Below are 22415 nucleotides of genomic sequence, written 5' to 3' on the forward strand. Positions count from 1 at the left end.
GCGGCTCTATCCGCCTCCGACTCAAGAGGTACAGGCCCGTAAGGGCTGTCCGACCTTGGTGGACGCGCTCCTCGGGGCCGGGAGCCGCTGCTCGGGGTTTTCCACAGGAGCCGCACGCCCCTTGACGCAGCCGTGAGGCATTGTCACATTCATCAGTGGCAGGTAACGGCGCGTGCCACCGGGAGGACGGACGGTGGCAGGCGGGATCCGTGGGTTCGGCGACCGCGAGGCGGTCATGGCTCCGACAACCCTGGCGCTCGCCTTTCCGGCCGGACGATGCCCGGGTGCGGAGAATGTGCCGACGAGAGGAACGTTGAGCGTGCGAGGACTGCCCACGGCGCGTGAGCGCCGGATCAGCACGGGAGGGATCGAGCTGTGCGTCGTCGAGCTCGGCGACACGTCACGGCCGACCGTGGTGCTCGTCCACGGCTATCCCGACAGCAAGGAGGTCTGGTCGGAGGTCGCGACCCGCCTCGCGGAGCGCTTCCATGTGGTGCTGTACGACGTCCGTGGACACGGCCGCTCCACGGCCCCGGTCCCGTTGCGCGGCGGATTCACCCTGGAGAAGCTGACGGACGACTTCCTGGCGGTCGCCGACGCCGTGAGCCCGGACCGGCCCGTGCACCTGGTGGGACACGACTGGGGATCCGTCCAGGCGTGGGAGTTCGTCACGGTCGGGCGCACCGAGGGCCGCGTCGCTTCCTTCACCTCCATGTCGGGCCCCTCCCTGGACCACTTCGGCCACTGGATCAAACGGCGGACGGTCCGTCCGACCCCCAGGAGGGTCGGACAGCTGCTCGGCCAGGGCGCCAAGTCCTGGTACGTCTACCTGCTGCACACACCGGTACTGCCCGAGCTCGCCTGGCGCGGCCCGCTGGGCAAGTACTGGCCGGGGATTCTTCAGCGGGTCGAGAAGGTCCCCGCGGGCGACTACCCGACGGCGTCACTGCCGCAGGACGCCGCACGCGGCGCATGGCTCTACCGCGACAACGTCCGCGCGCGGCTGCGCCGTCCACGCGCCGACGCCCACGCCCACGCCCCGGTCCAGCTCATCAATCCGACCGGCGACGCGTTCCTCTCCGAGCGGCTGTACGACGATCTCGACGAATGGGTACCGCAGTTGACCCGCCGCTCGCTGGTGGCCAAGCACTGGGTGCCCCGGACGCGACCTGATCAACTCGCCTCATGGATCGCCGACTTCGTCGAAGCGCACGAGGACGGTGCCGGTGGGCCCGGCAGCCTGCAGAGGAAGGCGCCGGTAACGGGCCCGTACGCGGAACACTTCGCCGGTCGGCTGGTCCTCGTGACCGGGGCCGCCAGCGGCATCGGCCGGGCCACGGCCCTCGCCTTCGCGGCGGCCGGGGCACGCGTCGTGGCCGCGGACCGGGACGCCGCAGGAGCAGCAGGAACGGCGGAGACATGCCTGCTCAGAGGCGCCCCGGACGCCTGGGCCGAGGTGGTGGACGTCAGTGACGAACAGGCCATGGAGGAGTTGGCCGAGAAGGTGGCCGCCGAGTACGGCGTCGTCGATGTGCTGGTCAACAACGCCGGTATCGGGCTCTCCGGCCCCTTCCTGGAGACGAGCTCCGACGACTGGAAGAAGATCCTGGACGTCAACTTGTGGGGAGTGATCCACGGTTGCCGGATCTTCGGCGGTCAGATGGCCGAGCGCGGCCAGGGCGGCCACATAGTCAACATCGCCTCCGCCGCCGCCTATCTGCCGTCCAGGGCCCTGCCCGCGTACAGCGCCTCGAAGGCCGCGGTGCTGATGCTCAGTGAGTGCCTGCGCGCCGAACTGGCCGACCGGGACATCGGAGTCACCGCGGTCTGTCCCGGGATCGTCAACACCAACATCACCGCCACCGCCCGCTTCGCGGGGGTGGACGAGAGGGAGGAGAAGCGGCGGCAGCAGAAGACCGCTCGGTTGTACAAGCTGCGCAACTACCCTCCGGAGAAGGTCGCGGAGGCCATCCTGCGTGCGGTGGTGCGGAATCAGGCCGTCGTGCCGGTCACCCCGGAGGCCCGTGGCGCTCGTCTGCTGTCACGCGTCTCGCCAGGGCTGCTGCGCGCGTTCGCCAGGATCAGGCCGCGGCTTTGACACTTGCCGTCGGCCGTAGTTGAGGGAGTGGGTTTGCCGGAACAGTCCGCAGCCGAATACCGGATCGAGGACCTGGCGCACCAGAGCGGGGCCACGGTCCGGACCATCCGCGCCTACCAGGACCGCGGGCTGCTGCCCAGGCCGGAGCGCCGCGGCCGTTCCAATGTGTACGGCCCCGCGCACCTCGGCCGCCTGCGCCAGATCTCGGACCTCCTCGACCGGGGCTACACACTGGCCTCCATCAAGGAGCTTCTCGACGCCTGGGACACCGGTCGCGGTCTCGGCGGAGTGCTCGGTCTCGTGGCCGAGGTTCAGGGTCCATGGACCGACGAGGAAGTCGCGCGGATCTCCCGCGCGGAGCTGGAGCGACGGTTCGGCGGGGCTCCCGACGAGAACGCTGTGGCGGAAGCGGTGGCGCTCGGCGTACTGGAACCGGTTCCCGGCAACGAGGATGAATTCCTCGTGCCCAGTCCCCAAGAACTCGCTGTCGCTGTCGAGTTGCATGCGGCGGGTGTTCCGCTGATTGCAATATCCGAGCAGCTCAAGGAGGTTCGTCAGCAGGTCGAGCACATCGCCTCCAGGTTCCTGGAGTTCACGACGGAGCATGTCTTCGCGCGGTTCCTGGAGCACGGGCCGCCGACCGACGCCGATGCGACGGAGGCAGCGGCACTGGTGCGGCGGCTGCGCCCCCTCGCCCAGCAGACGATCGACGCCGAACTGGCCCGTGCCATGCGGATGTTCGCGACTCGCCACCTCCGGCAGCACCTCATGGCCGACGCGGCGCCGAAAGTGGAGGAGCACACGGCAGTCCCCCTCCCGGCCGGCACGATGCATGCCGTTCGGCGGCTGGTTGGCGCGGCCGACGCTCCGGCCTTCGTGCACGCGGCCACCGAACGGGAGCTGCACAACAGAACATTGGATACATTGGTGTCAAACCACTCAAGAAAGGGACAAGTTGATCAAATCAGCTGAAGCGTCACGCCAGTTGTCCACAGAATTGTCAATTAGCTTGTGGATAAGTGGAGTTGGCTGTGGATCAAACCTCAGCGTCAAAATTTTCTCAGTGGCGTCGGCGACACCTCAACGGGCACGCTGGCGACATGAACCCCACATCTGAGACAAGCGGGTCGGCGCCGCCCGACGAGAGACGCACCGTCAAGGTGTCGAAGTACCTCTCGAAGCATCTGCGTCACCAACCGGACCGGATCGGCATCACCCTCGACGCCAACGGCTGGGTTGAGATCGACGAGCTGATGCGGGCCGCGTCGGAGCACGGCTTCCGTTTCACCCGTGCCGAGCTCGAACATGTCGTCGCCGTCAACGACAAACGCCGCTTCACCATCGACGGCCCGATGATCCGCGCCAATCAGGGCCACACCGTCGCCGTCGATCTCGACCTGCCCGCCGCGGAGCCGCCGGAGTACCTGTACCACGGGACCGTCTCCCGCAACCTGGACGCGATCCGCGCGGACGGCCTGCTGCCCATGGCCCGCCACGACGTGCACCTCTCGCCCGACCGGGAAACGGCGACCCGGGTGGGCGCCCGGCGCGGCCGCCCCGTCGTCCTCTCCGTCCACGCGGGAGAGCTGCACCGGGCCGGCCATGTCTTCCGGGTGAGCGCCAACGGCGTCTGGCTCACCGCTTCCGTACCGCCCCGGTACATCCGCTTCCCCGACGCCCGGCGCCCCTGAGGGCAGCGGCCCAAGCCTGCGTCAGCCGCCCAGCTGGGCCGGCGCCTCCGTCGCGATCCGCTCGAAGACCGCCTGGTCGGCGGCGAAGTCCGAGTCGGGGATCGGGGCGTGGACGACGATCTCGGTGAACCCGAGCTCGAGGTGCTTGCCCGCGAAGTCCACGAACGCGTCCAGCGACTCCAGCGGACGCCCGCGGTCGGGGGTGAAGCCGGTGAGCAGGATCTTGTCCAGCTCCGACACGTTCCGGCCGGTGTCGGCACATGCCTTGGCGAGCTTGTCGATCTGGCCGCCGATGGCTTCCAGGGACTGCTCGGGGGTGCCCGTCTCGAACAGCTTCGGGTCTCCCGTGGTCACCCATGCCTGCCCGTACCGCGCTGCGAGCTTCAGCCCGCGCGGACCGGTCGCGGCGACCGCGAAGGGCAGCCGGGGCCGCTGCACGCACCCGGGGATGTTCCTGGCCTCCACCGCCGAGTAGAAGGCGCCCCCGTGCGTCACGGAGCCCTCGGTCAGCAGCCGGTCGAGGAGCGGCACGAACTCGGCGAAGCGGTCCGCCCGCTCCCGCGGCGTCCACGCCTCCTGCCCCAGGGCAGTGGCGTCGAAGCCCGTTCCGCCCGCACCGATCCCCAGGGTGATCCGCCCGCCCGAGACGTCGTCCAGCGAGATCAGGTCCTTCGCCAGGGTCACCGGATGCCGGAAGTTCGGCGAGGTGACCAGCGTTCCGAGGCGCAGCCGCTCGGTCGCCGCGGCAGCGGCGGTCAGCGTCGGGACGGCTCCGTACCAGGGACCGTCACGGAAGGTCCGCCACGAAAGGTGGTCGTAGGTGTACGCGGTGTGGAAGCCGAGCTGCTCGGCGCGCAGCCACTCGTCACGGCCACCGCTCCGCCAGGGGCGGACGGGGAGTATCACAGTGCTCAGACGCATGGCCCCGAGCCTACGCGGCCGGACCGGTTTGCCGATGTCCACTCAAATGTGCGCCCTCTCGCACGCCCGTGCACCCCGTACGGGAGAATGGATCGGTGACCTCAGCTACCGATCTCCGCCGCCTGCCCGCCACCACGCCCCGGCTGATCGCCACCGACCTCGACGGCACGCTGCTGCGTGACGACAAGTCGGTCTCCGACCGTACGATCGCCGCACTCGCGGCCGCCGAGGAGGCAGGGATCGAGGTCTTCTTCGTCACCGGCAGGCCCGCCCGCTGGATGGACGTCGTCAGCGCCCACGTCCACGGCCACGGTCTCGCCATCTGCGCGAACGGCGCCGCGGTGGTCGACCTGCATGCCGGCGGCAAGATGCTGGAGGTCCGCGACCTGCCCCGGGCCGCGGCCATGGAAGTCGTGCGGACGCTGCGCACGACCGCCCCCGGCACCTCCTTCGCGGTCGAGCTGACCACGGGCATCCACTACGAGCCCGACTATCCGCCCTTCCATCTCGACCCCGGTGCGACCATCGCCCCCGCGGAGAAGCTGCTCCACGAGGAGGAGCCGGGCGAGGGCGCCCCCGTGCTCAAGCTGCTCGCCCACCATTCGGAGCTCCTCCCGGACGGCTTCCTCACCCTGGCACGTACGGCAGCGGGCGGCGTCGCGTCGTTCACCCGCTCCAGCCCCACCGCGCTCCTGGAGGTCAGCGGACCGGGCGTGAGCAAGGCCAGCACCCTGGCGCTGTGCTGCGCACAGCGGGGCATCTCCTCCGACGAGGTGGTGGCGTTCGGTGACATGCCGAACGACGTGGAGATGCTGACCTGGGCCGGGACCTCCTACGCCATGGGCAACGCGCATCCCGACGTGATCGCGGCTGCCTCCGGGCGCACGGTCGCCAACAACGACGACGGTGTCGCAGTGGTCATCGAGAAGATCCTTGCCCGGCGCTCGGAGCAGCCGCTCTGACACGGACCCTGCCGCGCCGCCCGGCAGTGTGGGGAGCGGACGAGGAGTCGCGCGCGGCTCCCCGTCAGAGGATCACACCGCGCTCGCGGAGCCAGACGACCGGGTCCACGCCGGACCCCAGATACGGCGTGAGCCGCGCCTCGAAGTGCAGGTGCGGCCCCGTCGAATTTCCCGTCGTACCCGCCTGACCGATCCACTGGCCGGTGTCCACCCGCTCGCCCTGGTCGACGGTGACCCCCGCCAGGTGCGCGTACTGCGAGTAGTAGCCGTCGGGATGCTGCACCAGCACCTCGATTCCGAAGGCCCCGCCGCACGACACCGAGACCACCCGTCCGGACCCGACCGACCGCACCGGAGCGCCGATGTCGACGGCGAAGTCCTGGCCCGTGTGCCGGCTTGCCCATCGCTCACCGGCGCCGCCGAAGCCGGCGGACAGCGCGTAGTTCTCCACGGGTGCCACCCAGTCGGAGCCCCGCGCTGCCCTGCCCGGCTGCTCGATGCGCACGGCCCCGGCACACCTGCCCGCCGCCACGCTGCGGTCCGCCTCTGCCTGGAGCTGCCACTGCGCGGACTCCAGCTTCGTCTCGATGCCGCGCTTGACGGCTGCCAGCCGCGCGGTGCGCGCGTCGAGGTTCTGCCACGCGGCACGGGCGCTCGTCTCCGCGGCGACGAGATCGCGCTCCGCCGTCCGCTCACGGTCCAAGAGCCGGCTGACGGCCTTCTCGGCCCGGGCGGCGATCCCATAGCCGCGCAGCAGCGCATCCGGGTCGTCGGCGAGCAGGAGGCGACCGGCGTGGGCGAGGGAACCGCCGGTGCGGTACTGCTCCCGGGCGACGCCGCCGATGGCGTCGTGGATGACGCCGAGCCGTTCCCGTTGTCGGGCGACCCTTTCCTCGAGCCGGTTCGCCGTGGCGCGCTGCCGCTCTGCGGCGCGCCTGCCCTTCTCGTACTGCTCCGTCGCCTTGGCCGCCTCCGTGAACAGCCGTGCCACTTCGGCGCCTACAGGTGGCGCTGGGCCGTCGGACGCCGCGGCTGCGGATGACGGCGTGCCGAGGAGCGTGCACAGCATCACCGGGAGGATCAGAAACCGGTCGCGGTGTCTCGAGCTCATTGACGGATCGTCACCCGGAAAGGGCGGGATACCGGGGACGGGAGCGGTGTCGTACGGCCGGCTGGCCCAGTCATAGCCGCAACACGGGCGAAAACCGGGGCGCGGCCGCTCCCGTGGGGTAAGGCCGGTCGGGGACGGTCCGACCCGGACGGCGAAGCCCCGGACCGGCGTCCCACGTCGGTTCAGGCCCGGCTCATGACCAGGCCGCCCTCGTCAGGTCGGCCCACATGGGCCGGTCGAGCGCCCGTGCAGTTCCAGTCCGGTGCCCGACCGACCGCATGGCTTCCAGGAGCTGCGGCACCCGGGCGGTGACCTCCGCGGACAGCACCGGACGGACAAGGGCCTCCCCGGGCCGCGGCGCCGGATGGGCCCTGCGTTCAAAGGCGGTCACGCCCCGCGACTAATCAGCACTGTTCGACAGGGAAAGGCGGACGCCGATCCGGTCCGTGGCCTGTTCGCGTTCGAGCATCGTCCGCAGCGGTCCTTCGATCGCGGCAAGGTCCTCGTACGTCCCTCGCTGCACCACACGTCCGGACTCCAGCACCACGATCTCGTCGACTGCCTCCAGGCCGCGCAGCCGATGCGTGACGAGCACGGCCGCGGGCCTCGTCCCGTCCTCGGCCGGGGCGGCTGTCGCTCCTTGGATGCCTCCCGGACACGTCGCGTGCCCTTCCGTCGCTGCCAGCAGGTCGGCGGTGAGCGCGTCGGCCGTCGCCAGGTCGAGGTGCTCGGCCGGCTCGTCAAGCACGAGTACGGGGAAGGCGGCGAGAAGTGCCCGTGCCAGGGCCAGCCTCTGACGCTGACCTCCGGAGAGCCGGGCGCCGTGCTCCCCCACGAGGGTGTCGAGTCCGTCGGGGAGGGCATCGACCCACTCCAGCAGGCGGGCGTCCTCGAGCGCTCTCCTCAGCTCCTGCTCCGTAGCGTCAGGGCGAGCGAGCCTGAGGTTCTCGCGTACGGAACTGTCGAAGAGGTGGGCGTCCTGGGCGCACAGCCCCACGAACCGCCGGACGGCGTCGCCTTCCATCTCACCGGCGGGCACACCGCCGATGGTGTAGGTCCCCGATCCGGTGTCCAGGAAACGGAGCAGCACCTGCGCGAGCGTCGTCTTCCCCGAACCGGAGGCACCGACGACGGCGACCCGCTTCCCGGGGGTCAGCGTCAGGTCGAACCCGCTCAGCGCGTCCCGCCGCCGGCCCGCGTACCGGGCGCCGATCCCGCGGAGCTCCAGCGGGAAGGCCGTGGCGGGCGGGGCGGCCGGCTCGGAGGGCTCCCGTACGGGAACGCGCGTGTCGATGACCTCGTACACCCGTTCCGCGCTGCGTGCGACCCGCCGCCGGTACTGCACCGCGAGAGGCAGGACGGAGACCGCTTCGAAGGCGGCGAGCGGCGTGAGCACGACGACCGCCAGGCTGGTCCCGTCGAGACGCCCCGCCGCCACCGCCTGCACGCCGACGAGTGCGGCACCCACCACGGTCAGGGAGCAGACGAGGGCGGAGAGTCCAGCTCCGAGCGCGGTGGCGGCGGACTGGCGTGCCGCGATGCGGGTCAGTGCCCGGTCGGCGTCGCGCGCCGCCGAGAGACGCCGCGGCAACGCGCCGGCGACGGTCAGTTCGGCCGTTCCCCGCAGCAGATCGACGACCCTGGTCGCCAGGAGGCCGCGCGCCGGGGCGAGTTGCCGTTCGGCACGCCGGGCGATCGTTCCGCTGATCAGCGGGACGCCCACTCCGGCCACGAGCAGCCCGACGGCGAGGACCAGGCCGGCCTCGGGCAGCAGCCAGGCGGTGAAACCTACCGCTCCCGCGCCGACCACTACGGCCGTTCCGGCAGGCAGCAGCCATCGCAGCCAGTAGTCCTGCAGGGCGTCCACGTCGGCCACGAGCCGGGACAGCAGGTCACCGCGCCTGGTCCGGGCGAGTCCGGCGGGCGCGATCCGCTCGAGCCTGCGATACACCGCGACGCGCATCTCTGCCAGCATCCGCAGTACGGCGTCGTGGGACACGAGCCGCTCCGCGTAGCGGAAGACGGCCCGACCGATGCCGAAGGCCCGGGTGGCCGTGACGGCGACCATCAGGTGCAGCACCGGAGGCTGTTCGGACGCACGGGAGATGAGCCATCCGGACACGGCCATGAGCCCGACCGCCGAGCCGAGAGCGAGACAGCCCAGCAGCAGGGCAAGTACGAGCCGTCCGCGCAGGTGGCGCGCGGCCTCCCGGACGCGCACCAGCGGCTGACGTGCCTGCGTGCCCGGAGCCCGGGCCGGGGACGGACCTTCTGATGCCGTCGGATCGGCCGGACTCGCTCCCGTCGCCCCCTTGCCGGCCAGCACCGCCGGTGCGTCGGGTTCCGCGTCCCGCTGGGCTGTCGGCCGGGAGAGTGTGACGACCCGGTCCGCCACCGCCAGGAGCGCCGGACGGTGTACGACTAGCAGTACGGTCCGCCCCTCGGCCAGCCGTCCCACCGCCTCCACGATGCCTTCCTCCGTGGCCCCGTCCAGCGCGGCCGTCGGCTCGTCGAGCAGCAGCAGCGGCCTGTCCGCGAGGAACGCCCTTGCCAGCGCCAGCCGTTGCCGCTGGCCGGCGGAAAGACCGGCGCCGTCCTCGCCGATCAGTGTGTCCGGCCCTTGGGGAAGGGCCGCGACGAATTCGTACGCCCCCGCCTCCCGCAACGCCCCCATGACGGCCGCGTCGTCCGAGTCCGGCCTCGCGAGCCGCACGTTCTCCGCGACCGTTCCGGCGAAGAGGTACGGCAGCTGGGGAACCCACGCGATCTGCCGCCTCCACCCCTCCATGTCCATATCGGCCAGATCCGTGCCACCGACGCGTACGCGCCCTTCTGCCGGGTCCACGAAGCCCAGCAGCACGTCGAGCAGGGTGGACTTTCCGACGCCGCTCTCCCCGACAAGGGCGACCGTCTCACCCGGCTCGACCACGAGCGACGTACGGCACAACGATGCTTCGCCACGGCCCTGGTGGCGGACCGTCACCCCGTCGACCTCCAGCCGGAGCGCGGGCGGGACGGGAGCTCCACCGGAGAGCCGCGGTGCGGTCTCGAGCACGTCGAAGATCTCCTCCGCCGCGGAGAGTCCCTCTGCGGCGGCGTGGAACTGGGCCCCCACTTGCCGGATCGGCAGATACGCCTCCGGCGCGAGGATGAGGATCACCAGTCCCGTGTACAGATCCAGATCGCCGTGGACCAGCCGCATACCGATCCCGACGGCCACCAGGGCCACCGACAGAGTCGACAGCAGCTCCAGTGCGAAGGACGACAGGAAGGCGATCCGCAGGGTCCGCATGGTCGCCCGGCGGTACTGGGTGGTGATGGCACGGATGGACTCGGCCTGCGCCTTTGCCCGTCCGAACACCTTCAGTGTCGGCAGCCCCGCGACCACGTCCAGGAAGTGGCCGGAGAGCTGGGACAGCAGCCGCCACTGGCGGTCCATGCTCGACTGGGTCGCCCAGCCGATCAGCACCATGAAGGCCGGGATGAGCGGCAGCGTCACCAAGATGATCGCGGCCGAGACCCAGTCCTCCGTCACGATCCGGGCGAGGACCGCGACCGGCACCACGACCGCGAGCCCCAGTTGGGGCAGGTAGCGCGAGAAGTAGTCGTCCAGCGCATCGACGCCTCGCGTGGCCAGCGCGACGAGCGAGCCCGTGTTCTGCCCGCTCAGCCGGCCGGGCCCCAGTTCGGCGGACCGCTCCAGGAGCCGCCGCCGGAGCTCCGACTTCACGGCGGCGCTCGCGCGGTGTGCGGCCAGTTCGGTCAGCCAGGAAACGGCCGCACGTCCGACCGCCACCGCCGCCAGCAGCACCAGCGGTGTGCCCAGCTCTGAGAGGGACAGCCCCCGCTGGAACGCTCCCACCACCACCTCGGCGACGAGCATCGCCTGGGCGATGACCAGGACCGCTCCGGCGATCCCGAGCACCACTACTGCGGCCAGGAAGCGGCGGGTCGCGTGCGCGTACCGGAGCAGCCGCGGGTCGATCGGTTTCACGTGAAACATCCCCCGCTAGTGCGCATCGGCGATGTGCTGGGTGCCGATCCGCTTGCGGAACACCCAGTAGGTCCAACCCTGGTAGAGCATCACCAGCGGGGTAGCGACGGCCGCGCACCAAGTCATGATCTTGAGGGTGTACGGGCTGGACGAGGCATTGGTGACGGTCAGGCTCCACGCCTCGTCGAGGGAGGAAGGCATCACGTCAGGGAAGAGCGCCAGAAACAGCATCGCCACCGAGGTGGCGATGGTCACGCCCGAGAGGGCGAACGACCAGCCCTCCCGGCCCTCCTTCACCGCGAGAACCGCTACGGCCAGGGCCAGCACCGCCACGATCAGTGCCACCAGGCTCTTGCCGTCCCCGCGCGACGCCTGGGTCCACAGCAGGAAGCCGAGCGCCGGGACCATGGTGAGCAGCCCCAGCTTCACGGCCAGTGCCCTGGCTCGGGTCCTGATGTCCCCCACCGTCTTCAACGCCGCGAAGACCGCGCCGTGGAAGGTGAACAGCGTGAGCGTCATCAACCCGCCGAGCAGCGCATAGGGGTTGAGGAGGTCGAGGAGACCGCCGACGTACTCCTTGTTCTCGTCGATCTTCACGCCGCGCGTGATGTTCCCGAAGGCGACGCCCCACAGGAAGGCCGGCAGCAACGAGGTCCAGAAGATCGCGTGCTCCCAGTTGGTCTGCCAGCGCTCCTCCGCCCGCTTGTGCCGGTACTCGAACGCGACGCCCCGCACGATCAGGCAGACGAGGATCAGCAGCAGTGGCAGATAGAAGCCCGAGAAGAGGGTGGCGTACCACTCGGGGAACGCGGCGAACGTGGCACCGCCCGCTGTGAGCAGCCAGACCTCGTTGCCGTCCCAGACCGGGCCGATGGTGTTGATCAGCACACGGCGCTCGGTGCGGTCCCTCGCCAGCAGCTTGGTGAGGACACCGATCCCGAAGTCGAAGCCCTCCAGGAAGAAGTAGCCGATCCACAGGACGGCGATGAGTATGAACCAGACGTTGTGGAGTTCCATGCCTCAGCAGCTCCTCAGCGGACTCAGTACGAGAAGGCCATCGGCCGGTCGGCGTCACGGTTGTCGCCGCCGATCTTGGTGGGTGGGGTCAGGTCGGCCTCGGTGAGTTCGGGCGGCCCGGCCTTGACGTACTTCACGAGCAGCCTGACCTCGATCACCGCGAGCACGGCGTAGAGCAGGGTGAAGACGGTCATCGAGATGAGAACCTCACCCTGGGAGACACCGGGGGAGACCGCGTCACGCGTACGCAGCACGCCGTAGACGACCCACGGCTGCCTGCCCATCTCGGTGAAGATCCAGCCCCAGGAGTTGGCGATCAGGGGGAAGGCCATCGTCCACAGCGCGATGAGCCAGTACCACCGGCCCAGACGAGGGCTGAGCGCCTTGTTCCTGAAGAGCACCAGATTCGGGACCTCGTCCTCGCCCGTGCGCAACGCGGCGGGCAGCAGGAACTTTCTGCGGGTCAGCCAGAGCCCGATCATCCCGATGGTGAGCGAGGCCATGCCGAAACCGATCATCCAGCGGAAGCCCCAGTAGGCCACCGGGATGTTGGGCCGGTAGTCGCCGGGCCCGTACGTCTCCTGGAGCTGCTCGTTGACGTCGTTGATGCCCGGGACGTGGGAGTCGAAGTCGCTGTGCGCGAGGAAGGACAACAGGCCCGGGATCTCGACGGCCACCTTGTTGTGGCCCTCGTCGACGTCGCCGTAGGCGAAGATCGAGAACGGCGCGGGCGCCTCGCCGTCCCAGAGGGCTTCGGCGGCCGCCATCTTCATGGGCTGTTGCTCGTACATCACCTTGCCCAGCAGGTCACCGCTGACAGCGGTCATCAGACCGGCGACCGCGACCGTGACCAGGCCCACCCGCAGGGACGACCTCATGACGGGGATGTGCTTCCGGCGCGCCAGATGGAAGGCCGATATGCCCGCCATGAAGGCGCCTCCGACGAGGAAGGCCGCCGTCATGGTGTGGAAGAACTGGGTGAGCGCGGTGTTCTGGGTCAGGACCAGCCAGAAGTCGGTGAGTTCGGCCCGTCCGCGCTCCTCGTTGATCCGGTAGCCGACCGGGTGCTGCATCCAGGAGTTGGCCGCCAGGATGAAGTACGCGGAGAGGACCGTACCGATCGAGACCATCCAGATGCAGGCCAGGTGGATCTTCTGCGGCAGCTTGTCCCAGCCGAAGATCCACAACCCGATGAACGTGGACTCGAAGAAGAAGGCGATCAGCGCTTCGAAGGCGAGTGGGGCACCGAAGACGTCCCCGACGAAGCGCGAGTAGTCGGACCAGTTCATCCCGAACTGGAACTCCTGGACGATGCCCGTGACGACGCCCATGGCGATGTTGATCAGGAAGAGCTTTCCCCAGAACTTGGTGGCCCTGAGGTACTTCTCCTTACCCGTGCGCACCCATGCGGTCTGCAGGCCGGCGGTGAGTGCCGCGAGCGAGATCGTGAGGGGGACGAACAGGAAGTGGTAGACGGTGGTGATGCCGAACTGCCATCGCGCCAGGGTCTCTGGCGCCAGAGCGAGGTCCACGTCGTCTCTCCTTACGTCGCCGTGGTCACAGCGGGAGCCGTCCCCTCCCTTCGACTGATTACGGGAGCAACCGGGACGCGCTTGTGAACGCGTTCACATTCACAAGCATTATTGCGCACAGCCATTCGGACACTTTGACCGGGGGTGCCCCTTGCGCAGAAAGCCCCCGCGAGCAGAACGCTCGCGGGGGCCCGAAGATTTTGCCTGGTCAGACCGCCTGCCACCCTCCAGCGGCGCCGGGCGGCCCGGCGTCAGGCGTCCTTGCGGAACATATCCGCCGTGTGCAGAAACACATCGTTCGCCTCGCACTCACCGATCGTCACGCGCACACCCTCGCCCGCGAACGGCCGGACGACCACGCCGGCCTTCTCGCACGCGGCGGCGAAATCGAGCGTGCGGTCGCCGAGGCGCATCCAGACGAAGTTCGCCTGCGTCTCGGGGACCGTCCAGCCCTGCTCGACCAGGGCATGGTGCACCCGGGCCCGCTCCGTGACCAGGCTGCCCACCCGCCCCAGCAGCTCGTCCTCGGCGCGGAGCGAGGCCACCGCCGCGTCCTGCGCGAGCTGGCTGACACCGAAGGGGACCGCCGTCTTGCGCAGCGCCGCGGCCACCGGCTCATGGGCGACCGCGAAGCCGACCCGCAGCCCCGCCAGCCCGTACGCCTTGGAGAAGGTGCGCAGCACCGCGACATTCGGCCGGTCGCGGTAGATCTCGAGTCCGTCAGGGACGTCGGCGTCGCGGATGAACTCCCGGTACGCCTCGTCGAGCACCACCAGTACGTCCGAGGGCACCCGGTCCAGGAAGCGCTCCAGCTCGGCCCGCCGCACGACGGTGCCGGTCGGGTTGTTCGGGTTGCAGACGAAGATGAGGCGGGTCCGTTCGGTGATCGCCTCCGCCATGGCGTCGAGGTCGTGGACCTCCCCCTCGGTCAGCGGGACCTGCACGGACGTCGCTCCGCTGATCTGCGTGATGATCGGGTACGCCTCGAAGGAGCGCCAGGCGTAGATCACTTCGTCGCCGGGTCCGGAGGTGGACTGCAGCAGCGACTGTGCCACACCCACGGAGCCGGTGCCCGTCGCCAGGTGGGTCACCGGCACGCCGAACCGGTCCGCCAGCTCGTTCATCAGCCCGGTGCAGGCCATGTCGGGGTAGCGGTTGAAGTTCTGCGCCGCGGCGATCGCGCTCTCCATGACGCCGGGCAACGGCGGATACGGGTTCTCGTTGGAGGACAGCTTGTAGGCGACCGGGCCGCCGGCCGCTGCGGGCCTGCCCGGCTTGTATGTGGGGATGCCGTCCAGCTCGGCGCGCAGCTTGGGGCTCGTCTCGCTCACCGCAGGTCCTCCTCGACCGTCCGTGCACATCGGTACTCAACCAATACTGCTCACCTTATGAGGATTCCCCTCCGCTGCGAATGGCCGGAGGCACGGAACCTCACGAACCGTTCGGGGCGGGCTTTCCGAGGACCGATCCAGGGGGAGCGCTCGCGACCGTGGCGCGCGCCGGTGGCTCGCGCCGTGGCGCGCATCCCCCGTAGTGATGAGTTGAGACCTCTTCGAGACATGGAGTCTTCGCCAGGCCCCAGCAACCTGGCACCCGACACTCCACTGCGCTTACCTCCAACTACCGCGCTTTCCAAGGGAGTCGGTGCTAAATGATCATGCAGAAACGTGCCTGCCGACGTGGGCATATGCGACCGGCCGTCCCACCTGCGCGAGCCCTACTATCGGCACGCCATGACAGCAGCAGGGAAGCATCAGGTGAGCCGGACGGAAACATCCCGCCGGAGCGGTAGGCAAGGCCGGGCAGGCATCAGGGACGTGGCCGCCGCGGCCGGGGTCTCCATCACAACTGTCTCCGACGCCCTCAACGGCAAGGGCCGGCTCCCGGACGCCACCCGCCGACACGTCCGCGAGGTCGCAGACCGGCTGGGCTACCGCCCTTCCGCCGCGGCCCGCACCCTCCGTACCGGAAAGTCGGGCTTAATCGGCCTGACCGTGACGACGTACGGGGATGAACCTTTCACCTTCACGGAGTTCGCGTACTTCGCCGAGATGGCCAGAGCCGCGACCTCGGCCGCGCTCGCCCGCGGCTACGCACTCGTCATTCTGCCCGCAACCTCACGACACGACGTCTGGTCGAACGTCGCCCTCGACGGCACGGTCGTCATCGACCCCTCCGACCACGACCCGGTCGTCACCGAGCTGGTACGCCAAGGACTGCCCGTCGTCTCCGACGGCCGCCCCGCAGGCACCCTCCCGGTCACCGCCTGGGTGGACAACGACCACGAAGCCGCCGTACTCGATCTGCTCGACCATCTCGCCGCCGCCGGGGCCCGCCGCATCGGCCTGCTCACCGGCACCACGACCGACACGTACACCCGGCTGTCCACGACCGCCTACCTCAACTGGTGCGAACGCGTCGGCCAGGCCCCCGTCTACGAGTCCTACCCCGCCCACGATCCGTGCGCCGGCGCCGTCGCCGCCGACCGGCTGCTCGCCCGGCCGGACCGGCCCGACGCCGTGTACGGGCTCTTCGACCCCAACGGCACCGATCTGCTGGCCGCTGCCCGCAGGTACGGCCTGCGCGTCCCTGACGATCTGCTCCTCGTGTGCTGCAGCGAGTCCACCGTGTACGCCACCACGGAGCCCCCGATCACCACGCTCTCGCTCAAGCCCCGCAGAATCGGCACGGCGGTCGTCCAGTTGCTGATCGACGCGATCGAGGGAATCGACGAGGACCGGCCGGTCGAGCAGGTGATACCGACCGAACTGATCGTCAGGACCTCGTCGCAGCGCCGTCCTCCCCGGACAACCGTGAGCGCACCACGGTCTCCCTCGAAGAACTGAACCGTCCCCACAAAGGACTGGACCTTCCCAATTGGGACGAAACAACCTGCGAAACAGCGGTGCGCAAGGATTTCACCACCCCTGGTGCGTCACACACCGCCTGGCTCATTCCTATGATGGGCGAACGACACCGCGGACCACCCCGACCAGGCTGGGCCGAGAGGTGAACGGCGGCGCGACGGTGGTGGAGGGGTCGATGACTCAGGGGGCCGGTCAAGGACCCGTGGTCCGGACGGCGACGTTGCGCGATTTCCGCGTACCGCCGTACGCGCAGGTTCCCGTGCAGTCACACACAGCGGACCCGATCCATTCGGGCCATCCTGGCAACGCCTTCCCCAAGGGCGAGCCGCCGGAGGGCTACACCCCCACCGCGCGCGACCTTCCCGTCATCGGCCGCGGCGGCCCGGGCGACACCGTGCAGATCCATGTCGATCCGGACGAGGCGCCCACTCCCGACGGTCGGGGCCCGCTGTACGTCGTCGGAGACGTCCACGGCTACCTCGACGAGCTCGTAGCCGCCCTGGCCGCCAAGGGCCTCATCGACACCGAAGGTCACTGGGCCGCGGGCAACGCCCGGCTCTGGTTCCTCGGCGACTTCACCGATCGCGGTCCCGACGGGATCGGCGTCATCGACCTGGTCATGCGCCTTTCCGCGGAGGCCGCCGCTGCCGGCGGCTACTGCAAGGCCCTGATGGGCAACCACGAACTGCTGCTGATCGGCGCCAAACGATTCGGGGACACGCCTGTCAACTCCGGCGCCGGCACCGCCACCTTCCAAGCCGCGTGGCTGCTCAACGGCGGCCAGAAGGCGGACATGGACCGGCTGCAGGAGGTCCATCTCCAGTGGATGGCCAGGCTCGACGCGATCGTCGAGGAGGACAGCCACCTCCTGCTGCACTCCGACACGACCGCGTACCTCGATTACGGATCCACCATCGCGGACGTCAACGACACCGTGCACGCGGTCCTCACCCGGGGCGACGCGGACGAATGCTGGGACCTGTTCCGCAAGTTCACCAAGCGCTTCGCCTTCCGCGACGAGGGCGGGCCGCAGGCGGTGCGCGAGCTGCTCTCCGCCTATGGCGGCCGGCGCATCGTCCATGGTCACAGCCCCATCCCCTATCTTCTGGGCGAGGTGGGCACCGAGGACGGCGAGGACGGCGACCGCCCGGTGGTCGAGGGTCCGCACGTCTACGCTGACGGGCTCGCCATCGCCATGGACGGCGGCGTGACCATGGCCGGAAAGCTTCTTGTCCAGCAGCTCCCCCTGACGGACTGAGCCGACTGCGGCAGGCGATTTACGGAAACCCCCTGTCACCCTGTGCCGTAACCGCTCTACCATCGGCCTATCCGTAGCAGACTCTCCTCCGTTTCCGCTCGACCGCCCGCCATACGGGCCGTCCGGCCCTACGGAGCATCGGGGGATGCACATGAAAAGCGCTCCGCACCTGCTGAACGAGGACCGCGCCGAGTACCAACGGGTCCTCGACGAAGCACTGCGCAACGCCCATGAACGCCCTGACCTCGCCGCCGTGGGACTACGCCTCAACGCCGAGCAGTTGCGCACCATGGCGCTCAACGCGATGGCACTGATAGCTGCCTCCGCCGCCGCCGAGTACGAGCACTATGTGAAAGTGCGCCGGGAGATGCGCACGTCGGCGACCGCCTCGGCAAGCGGCTCCGTGCTGTCCCCGGCCGTCGGGCAGAGCGCCGACAGCGGCGGCGCCGGCTTCGCCGCCGTCATCGCGGTGCTCGCCCCCGTCCTCGCCGGTACCGCCGCGGCGATCTTCCTGCTCGTCGGCTACATCCTGAAGATGCTCAGCCCTACGCCTTCGTTCGCCGACGCCCTGCTGACGGCCGGGTGGTTCTTCGGCGCCCTCACGGCCGCCGCCATCCTGGTCGCCGCGGTGGGGCTGCTCCTGACCGCCCTGCGCAACGGTGCCGCCCAGGTGGCGGAAGAGGTGCCAGCCGGAGAACTGCCGGACGAGGTGTCCAGAGCGAAGGACGCCTGGCGCCACGCCCTCCTGGAGCGCGGCATCCTGCCGTTCCTGCGGGCAGCCCTTGCCGACCCGAGCGCCGATCCGGCGTCCACCGCACCACCGCGACCGGTCAGCCGGATCCCCAAGATCGGTTTCAGCGGACCGGAGTTCTCCAGCCCGGCGGAGGGGTCGACCGCCGGGCAGCGGCCGACCTTCACCAGCCCGGACTTCACGAGCCCCGACTTCGGCGGCCCGGAACACCGACCGGACTGATCACCGACCCGACTGATCAGCGACAGATACCCGCTGAGGCACGGCGAGGGCGGGGTGGAGAGCATGGCCGACACCGCGGTGCCGGCCCACCCACCCGTCGCTGCTCGCGCGGGTCAGTCCGCGATCGGCAGATAGACCCGGTTGCCCGCGGCAGCGAACTCCCGTGACTTCTCCGCCATGCCGGCTTCCGCCTCCGCGAGGTCGCCGCCGTGCTTGCGCCTGATGTCCTGCGAGATCTTCATCGAGCAGAACTTGGGACCGCACATCGAGCAGAAGTGCGCGGTCTTCGCCGGTTCGGCCGGCAGCGTCTCGTCGTGGAACTCCCTGGCCGTGTCCGGGTCAAGGGCCAGATTGAACTGGTCCTCCCACCGGAACTCGAAGCGCGCGTCGGACAGCGCGTCGTCCCACTCCTGGGCGCCCGGGTGCCCCTTGGCGAGGTCCGCCGCATGCGCGGCGATCTTGTAAGTGATGACACCGGTCTTCACGTCGTCACGGTCCGGAAGGCCCAGGTGCTCCTTGGGTGTCACGTAGCAGAGCATGGCCGTGCCCCACCAGGCGATCATGGCCGCTCCGATGCCGGAGGTGATGTGGTCGTAGGCGGGGGCAACATCGGTGGTGAGCGGACCGAGGGTGTAGAACGGCGCCTCCTCACAGATCTCCTGCTGGAGGTCGATGTTCTCCTTGATCTTGTGCATCGGGACGTGACCGGGGCCTTCGATCATCGTCTGCACATTGAAACGCTTCGCGATCGAGTTGAGCTCCCCGAGCGTCTTCAACTCGGCGAACTGCGCCTCGTCGTTGGCGTCCGCGATCGAGCCGGGCCGCAGGCCGTCACCGAGGGAGTACGTCACGTCGTACGCGGCGAGGATCTCGCAGAGCTCCTCGAAGTGCTCGTACAGGAAGGACTCCTTGTGGTGCGCGAGGCACCACGCCGCCATGATCGAGCCGCCGCGCGAGACGATGCCGGTCTTGCGGCGCGCCGTCAGCGGCACGTAGCGCAGCAGTACCCCCGCGTGGACCGTCATGTAGTCCACGCCCTGCTCGGCCTGTTCGATGACGGTGTCCTTGTAGACGTCCCAGGTCAGCTCCTCGGCCTTGCCGTCGACCTTCTCCAGTGCCTGGTACAGCGGCACGGTGCCGATCGGCACGGGGGAGTTGCGCAGCACCCACTCGCGGGTGGTGTGGATGTTGCGCCCCGTGGACAGGTCCATGACCGTGTCGGCGCCCCAGCGGGTCGCCCAGGTCATCTTCTCCACCTCCTCCTCGATGGAGGAGGTGACCGCGGAGTTGCCGATGTTGGCGTTGACCTTCACCAGGAACCGCTTGCCGATGATCATCGGCTCGATCTCCGGGTGGTTCACGTTCGCCGGCAGAACGGCCCGGCCGGCAGCGATCTCCTCCCGCACAACCTCGGGGGAGACGTTCTCGCGGATGGCGACGTACTCCATCTCCGGCGTGATCTCGCCCCGACGGGCGTACGCGAGTTGGGTGACCGCCTGGCCATCACGTCCGCGGCGGGGCTGGCGCGGGCGGCCGGGGAACACCGCGTCGAGGTTGCGCAGTCCGCCGCGCGGCGACGTGTGCTTGATTCCGTCGTCCTCGGGCCTGACCGGCCGCCCCGCGTACTCCTCCGTGTCGCCGCGGCCGATGATCCAGCTCTCCCGCAGAGGCGCCAGCCCGCGGCGTACATCGGTCTCGACGTTCGGGTCGGTGTACGGGCCGGACGTGTCGTACAGCGTCACATCCTTGCCGTTGGTGAGGTGCACCTTGCGGACCGGCACCCGAAGGTCGGGGCGCGAACCCTCGACGTATCCCTTGTGCCAGCCAATGGACTTCCCGGCCTCGTCGTTCTGGTTCGAGGCAGGCGTGCGTGCGTCCGATACGGTCATGAGACCTACTCCCTACGCCGGCATTACCCGGTAACAGGTTCGGCGGTCGGCGCAGCTGTCCCGTACGGATGTACGAAGGTCAGCGCCCTCTCAGCCCGGTGCTCCGAGCTCCCGCGTGTGCAAAGGTGCCACCACGCTAGCGTCATATCTGGCGCGCTGAACAGAGGGCCCCCTCCTGCTCTTGCGATGATCGGTCCGTGACCTCATCGCCGCAGCCCCCAGAACCGCACGGCCAAGCCCACAGTCATGCGCACAGTCATGGGCCCGCCGCGCCAGTCTCCAAACACCTTCGCAAGGTCATCGCCGCTGTTCTGATCCCTTTCGCGACGGCTGTCCTCGTCGGGCTCGCCGTGCTGTGGCCGGGGGGCGCACCCGGCCACGAGCGCACCGGTGTCGGCTTCGACCGCCAGACGGAGCAGGGCAAGGTGGTTTCTCTCGAGAGGGTCGACTGCAAGGACGTCAACGCCGCCCAGGTACCGCCGACCGGCGACACCTCCACGCCGGAGGGCCGCGAGGCGGTCAACTCGCAGCAGGGCCAGTGCGCCAGAGCGACCGTCGAAGTGACCACGGGCAAGGACAAGGGCCGCACCTTCGTCGAGATCGTCCAGCCGGACGCGCCGCGGCAGTTGCAGGAAGGTCAAGGTGTGGTCGTCGCGTACGCCCCGGACGCGCCCCGCGATCTCCAGTACTCGGTGACGGACATCGACCGGGGATTCCCGATGGCGCTGCTGGCCGGGATCTTCGCGCTCGTCGTGGTGCTCGTCGGCCGGTTGCGCGGCGTGATGGCCCTGATCTCGCTCGCCGCCTCGTTCGCCGTGTTGACGCTCTTCATCCTGCCCGCGATTCTGCAGGGGTCCAATCCCCTGGTCGTGGCCGTGGTCGGGGCGAGCGCCATCATGCTGATCGCGCTCTACCTGTGCCACGGGGTGACCGCGCGGACTTCGGTCGCGGTGATCGGCACCCTGATCTCCTTGCTGCTGATCGGGCTGCTCGGCTCACTGTTCATCGGCTGGGCCAGTCTCAGTGGGAACACCGACGACAACACCGGCCTGATCCACGGCCTGTATCCCGAGATCGACATGAGCGGTCTGCTGCTGGCCGGCGTCATCATCGGCTCGCTCGGCGTCCTGGACGACGTGACGGTGACGCAGACCTCGGCCGTGTGGGAGCTGCATCAGGCAGACCCCGACATGGGGTCCCGGGCGCTCTACCGCTCGGCCATCCGTATCGGCCGCGACCACATCGCGTCCGTCGTCAACACGCTGGTGCTCGCCTACGCGGGTGCCGCTCTGCCGCTGCTGCTGCTCTTCTCCATCGCGCAGTCCAGCGTGGGCACCGTCGCCAACAGCGAGTTGGTGGCCGAGGAGATCGTACGGACGCTGATCGGGTCGATCGGCCTGGTCGCGTCGGTGCCGGTGACCACCGCCCTCGCCGCCCTGGTGGTCTCCGCGGACCGCTCCGGTCCGGCGGGACCGGGCAAGGAGAACGGGGCGCCGGTGCGGACGGGCAGGGGGCGGCGGCGACGCAAGGCATGAGCGGACGGCGAAGCAGCGGGGCGACGCGTCAGCCGGCGTTCTCCTCGGCGAGGATGCGGCCGAGTGCTTCCTCCAGGCTGGGCTCGAAGTCACCGAGAGTGAGCTCCTGCCCCATCGGCAACAGCTTGTCCGTGCGGTCGAGGAAGGCGACCAGCGGCGCCGCTCCCGCCCTGAACCGTGCGGAATCCGCGCCGACGCGAAGCCTGATCATGACGTCCGACAGGCTTTCCGGTCCCACGGGAGCGATGTGGACATCACCGTCACCGCTCGGCCCGTTGATCCCGTCGAGCAGCAGCTCCCGCCCGAATGCCCAGGTCACAGGCGCGTCACCGGGCAGGTGAAAGGTCATCCGCACCGCGTACGGATCTCCTGTCTCGTAATCCAGTCCCACCGGAATCCGGAAGGAGAGTTCCTCGGACACGAGGAACCTCATCAGAACCTCGGCCTGGACCGACTCGCACATCACATACCCCGCAGCAGATGAAGCAATGAATGAACCCGCACTGAACAAAGCAGAAGGAACGACCAGGAACGATCCCCCTAGACCCTCTGACGCCATCGTGGTCG

The 22415-nt window shown here is 69.4% G+C and carries 16 protein-coding genes; 8 read left to right on the forward strand and 8 right to left on the reverse strand.

Going from position 1 to position 22415, the window contains the following annotated elements:
* The first annotated feature begins 313 nt into the window (after nt 1-313).
* The 3 genes from MDN94_RS07480 (at nt 314) to MDN94_RS07490 (ending at nt 3789) form a co-directional block, all read left to right on the forward strand.
* Entirely contained in the window at nt 314-2098 is a 1785-nt protein-coding gene (locus MDN94_RS07480; protein ID WP_482725124.1) for an SDR family oxidoreductase, read from the forward strand.
* 33 nt (nt 2099-2131) lie between these two features.
* Nucleotides 2132-3070, forward strand: a complete 939-nt coding sequence (locus MDN94_RS07485) for a MerR family transcriptional regulator (RefSeq protein WP_482725125.1) — start codon at nt 2132-2134, stop codon at nt 3068-3070.
* A 128-nt stretch (nt 3071-3198) separates the two neighbouring features.
* Nucleotides 3199-3789, forward strand: a complete 591-nt coding sequence (locus tag MDN94_RS07490; protein ID WP_482725126.1) for an RNA 2'-phosphotransferase — start codon at nt 3199-3201, stop codon at nt 3787-3789.
* Between the two features lie 21 nt (nt 3790-3810).
* Here MDN94_RS07490 and MDN94_RS07495 read toward each other — a convergent pair whose 3' ends face one another.
* On the reverse strand, nt 3811-4710 hold the full coding sequence (locus MDN94_RS07495) for an LLM class flavin-dependent oxidoreductase (RefSeq protein WP_482725127.1): 900 nt from the start codon (nt 4708-4710) through the stop codon (nt 3811-3813).
* Nucleotides 4711-4805: 95 nt separating this feature from the next.
* Here MDN94_RS07495 and MDN94_RS07500 point away from each other — a divergent pair, with 95 nt between their 5' ends.
* Nucleotides 4806-5672 carry a Cof-type HAD-IIB family hydrolase gene (locus MDN94_RS07500; protein WP_482725128.1) on the forward strand — a complete coding sequence of 289 codons (867 nt, stop codon included), beginning with the start codon at nt 4806-4808 and terminating at the stop codon, nt 5670-5672.
* Nucleotides 5673-5736: 64 nt separating this feature from the next.
* On the opposite strand, the gene MDN94_RS07505 is transcribed toward MDN94_RS07500, so the two are convergent.
* The 5 genes from MDN94_RS07505 to hisC all read right to left on the reverse strand — a co-directional run bounded on the left by MDN94_RS07505 (nt 5737) and on the right by hisC (nt 14657).
* A complete protein-coding gene (locus MDN94_RS07505; protein WP_482725129.1) occupies nt 5737-6783 on the reverse strand; it encodes a peptidoglycan DD-metalloendopeptidase family protein in 1047 nt (348 codons plus the stop codon).
* 400 nt (nt 6784-7183) lie between these two features.
* Entirely contained in the window at nt 7184-10786 is a 3603-nt protein-coding gene (cydD, locus tag MDN94_RS07510) for a thiol reductant ABC exporter subunit CydD (protein WP_482725130.1), read from the reverse strand.
* 6 nt (nt 10787-10792) lie between these two features.
* On the reverse strand, nt 10793-11794 hold the full coding sequence (gene cydB / locus MDN94_RS07515; RefSeq protein ID WP_482725131.1) for a cytochrome d ubiquinol oxidase subunit II: 1002 nt from the start codon (nt 11792-11794) through the stop codon (nt 10793-10795).
* Nucleotides 11795-11817: 23 nt separating this feature from the next.
* Entirely contained in the window at nt 11818-13326 is a 1509-nt protein-coding gene (locus MDN94_RS07520) for a cytochrome ubiquinol oxidase subunit I (protein ID WP_482725132.1), read from the reverse strand.
* 251 nt (nt 13327-13577) lie between these two features.
* On the reverse strand, nt 13578-14657 hold the full coding sequence (gene hisC / locus MDN94_RS07525; protein WP_482725133.1) for a histidinol-phosphate transaminase: 1080 nt from the start codon (nt 14655-14657) through the stop codon (nt 13578-13580).
* A 402-nt stretch (nt 14658-15059) separates the two neighbouring features.
* Here hisC and MDN94_RS07530 point away from each other — a divergent pair, with 402 nt between their 5' ends.
* From MDN94_RS07530 to MDN94_RS07540, 3 genes are all read left to right on the forward strand, one after another.
* Nucleotides 15060-16172: a LacI family DNA-binding transcriptional regulator gene (locus MDN94_RS07530; protein ID WP_482725134.1), complete on the forward strand. Its 1113-nt coding sequence runs from the start codon at nt 15060-15062 to the stop codon at nt 16170-16172.
* A 181-nt stretch (nt 16173-16353) separates the two neighbouring features.
* The gene (locus tag MDN94_RS07535; protein ID WP_482727027.1) at nt 16354-17451 is read left to right on the forward strand and encodes a metallophosphoesterase; all 1098 of its coding nucleotides are present in this window, start codon (nt 16354-16356) and stop codon (nt 17449-17451) included.
* A gap of 145 nt (nt 17452-17596) precedes the next feature.
* The gene (locus tag MDN94_RS07540) at nt 17597-18424 is read left to right on the forward strand and encodes a hypothetical protein (protein ID WP_482725135.1); all 828 of its coding nucleotides are present in this window, start codon (nt 17597-17599) and stop codon (nt 18422-18424) included.
* A 113-nt stretch (nt 18425-18537) separates the two neighbouring features.
* On the opposite strand, the gene thiC is transcribed toward MDN94_RS07540, so the two are convergent.
* Nucleotides 18538-20313, reverse strand: coding sequence for a phosphomethylpyrimidine synthase ThiC (gene thiC, locus MDN94_RS07545; protein WP_482725136.1), 1776 nt, complete (start codon nt 20311-20313; stop codon nt 18538-18540).
* Nucleotides 20314-20510: 197 nt separating this feature from the next.
* Here thiC and MDN94_RS07550 point away from each other — a divergent pair, with 197 nt between their 5' ends.
* Nucleotides 20511-21848: a YibE/F family protein gene (locus MDN94_RS07550; RefSeq protein ID WP_482725137.1), complete on the forward strand. Its 1338-nt coding sequence runs from the start codon at nt 20511-20513 to the stop codon at nt 21846-21848.
* A 28-nt stretch (nt 21849-21876) separates the two neighbouring features.
* Here MDN94_RS07550 and MDN94_RS07555 read toward each other — a convergent pair whose 3' ends face one another.
* Nucleotides 21877-22311: an SsgA family sporulation/cell division regulator gene (locus MDN94_RS07555; protein ID WP_482725138.1), complete on the reverse strand. Its 435-nt coding sequence runs from the start codon at nt 22309-22311 to the stop codon at nt 21877-21879.
* Nucleotides 22312-22415: the final 104 nt, after the last annotated feature.

This window comes from Streptomyces sp. WAC00040 (assembly GCF_056835925.1).

What these genes read in the sequence shown, in the direction of transcription:
- MDN94_RS07490 (WP_482725126.1), top strand. Translation starts at nt 3,199, where the DNA reads ATGAACCCCACATCTGAGACAAGCGGGTCGGCGCCGCCCGACGAGAGA.
- MDN94_RS07495 (WP_482725127.1), bottom strand. Translation starts at nt 4,710, where the DNA reads ATGCGTCTGAGCACTGTGATACTCCCCGTCCGCCCCTGGCGGAGCGGT.
- MDN94_RS07505 (WP_482725129.1), bottom strand. Translation starts at nt 6,783, where the DNA reads ATGAGCTCGAGACACCGCGACCGGTTTCTGATCCTCCCGGTGATGCTG.
- cydD (WP_482725130.1), bottom strand. Translation starts at nt 10,786, where the DNA reads ATGTTTCACGTGAAACCGATCGACCCGCGGCTGCTCCGGTACGCGCAC.
- cydB (WP_482725131.1), bottom strand. Translation starts at nt 11,794, where the DNA reads ATGGAACTCCACAACGTCTGGTTCATACTCATCGCCGTCCTGTGGATC.
- MDN94_RS07530 (WP_482725134.1), top strand. Translation starts at nt 15,060, where the DNA reads ATGACAGCAGCAGGGAAGCATCAGGTGAGCCGGACGGAAACATCCCGC.
- MDN94_RS07540 (WP_482725135.1), top strand. Translation starts at nt 17,597, where the DNA reads ATGCACATGAAAAGCGCTCCGCACCTGCTGAACGAGGACCGCGCCGAG.
- thiC (WP_482725136.1), bottom strand. Translation starts at nt 20,313, where the DNA reads ATGACCGTATCGGACGCACGCACGCCTGCCTCGAACCAGAACGACGAG.
- MDN94_RS07555 (WP_482725138.1), bottom strand. Translation starts at nt 22,311, where the DNA reads ATGTGCGAGTCGGTCCAGGCCGAGGTTCTGATGAGGTTCCTCGTGTCC.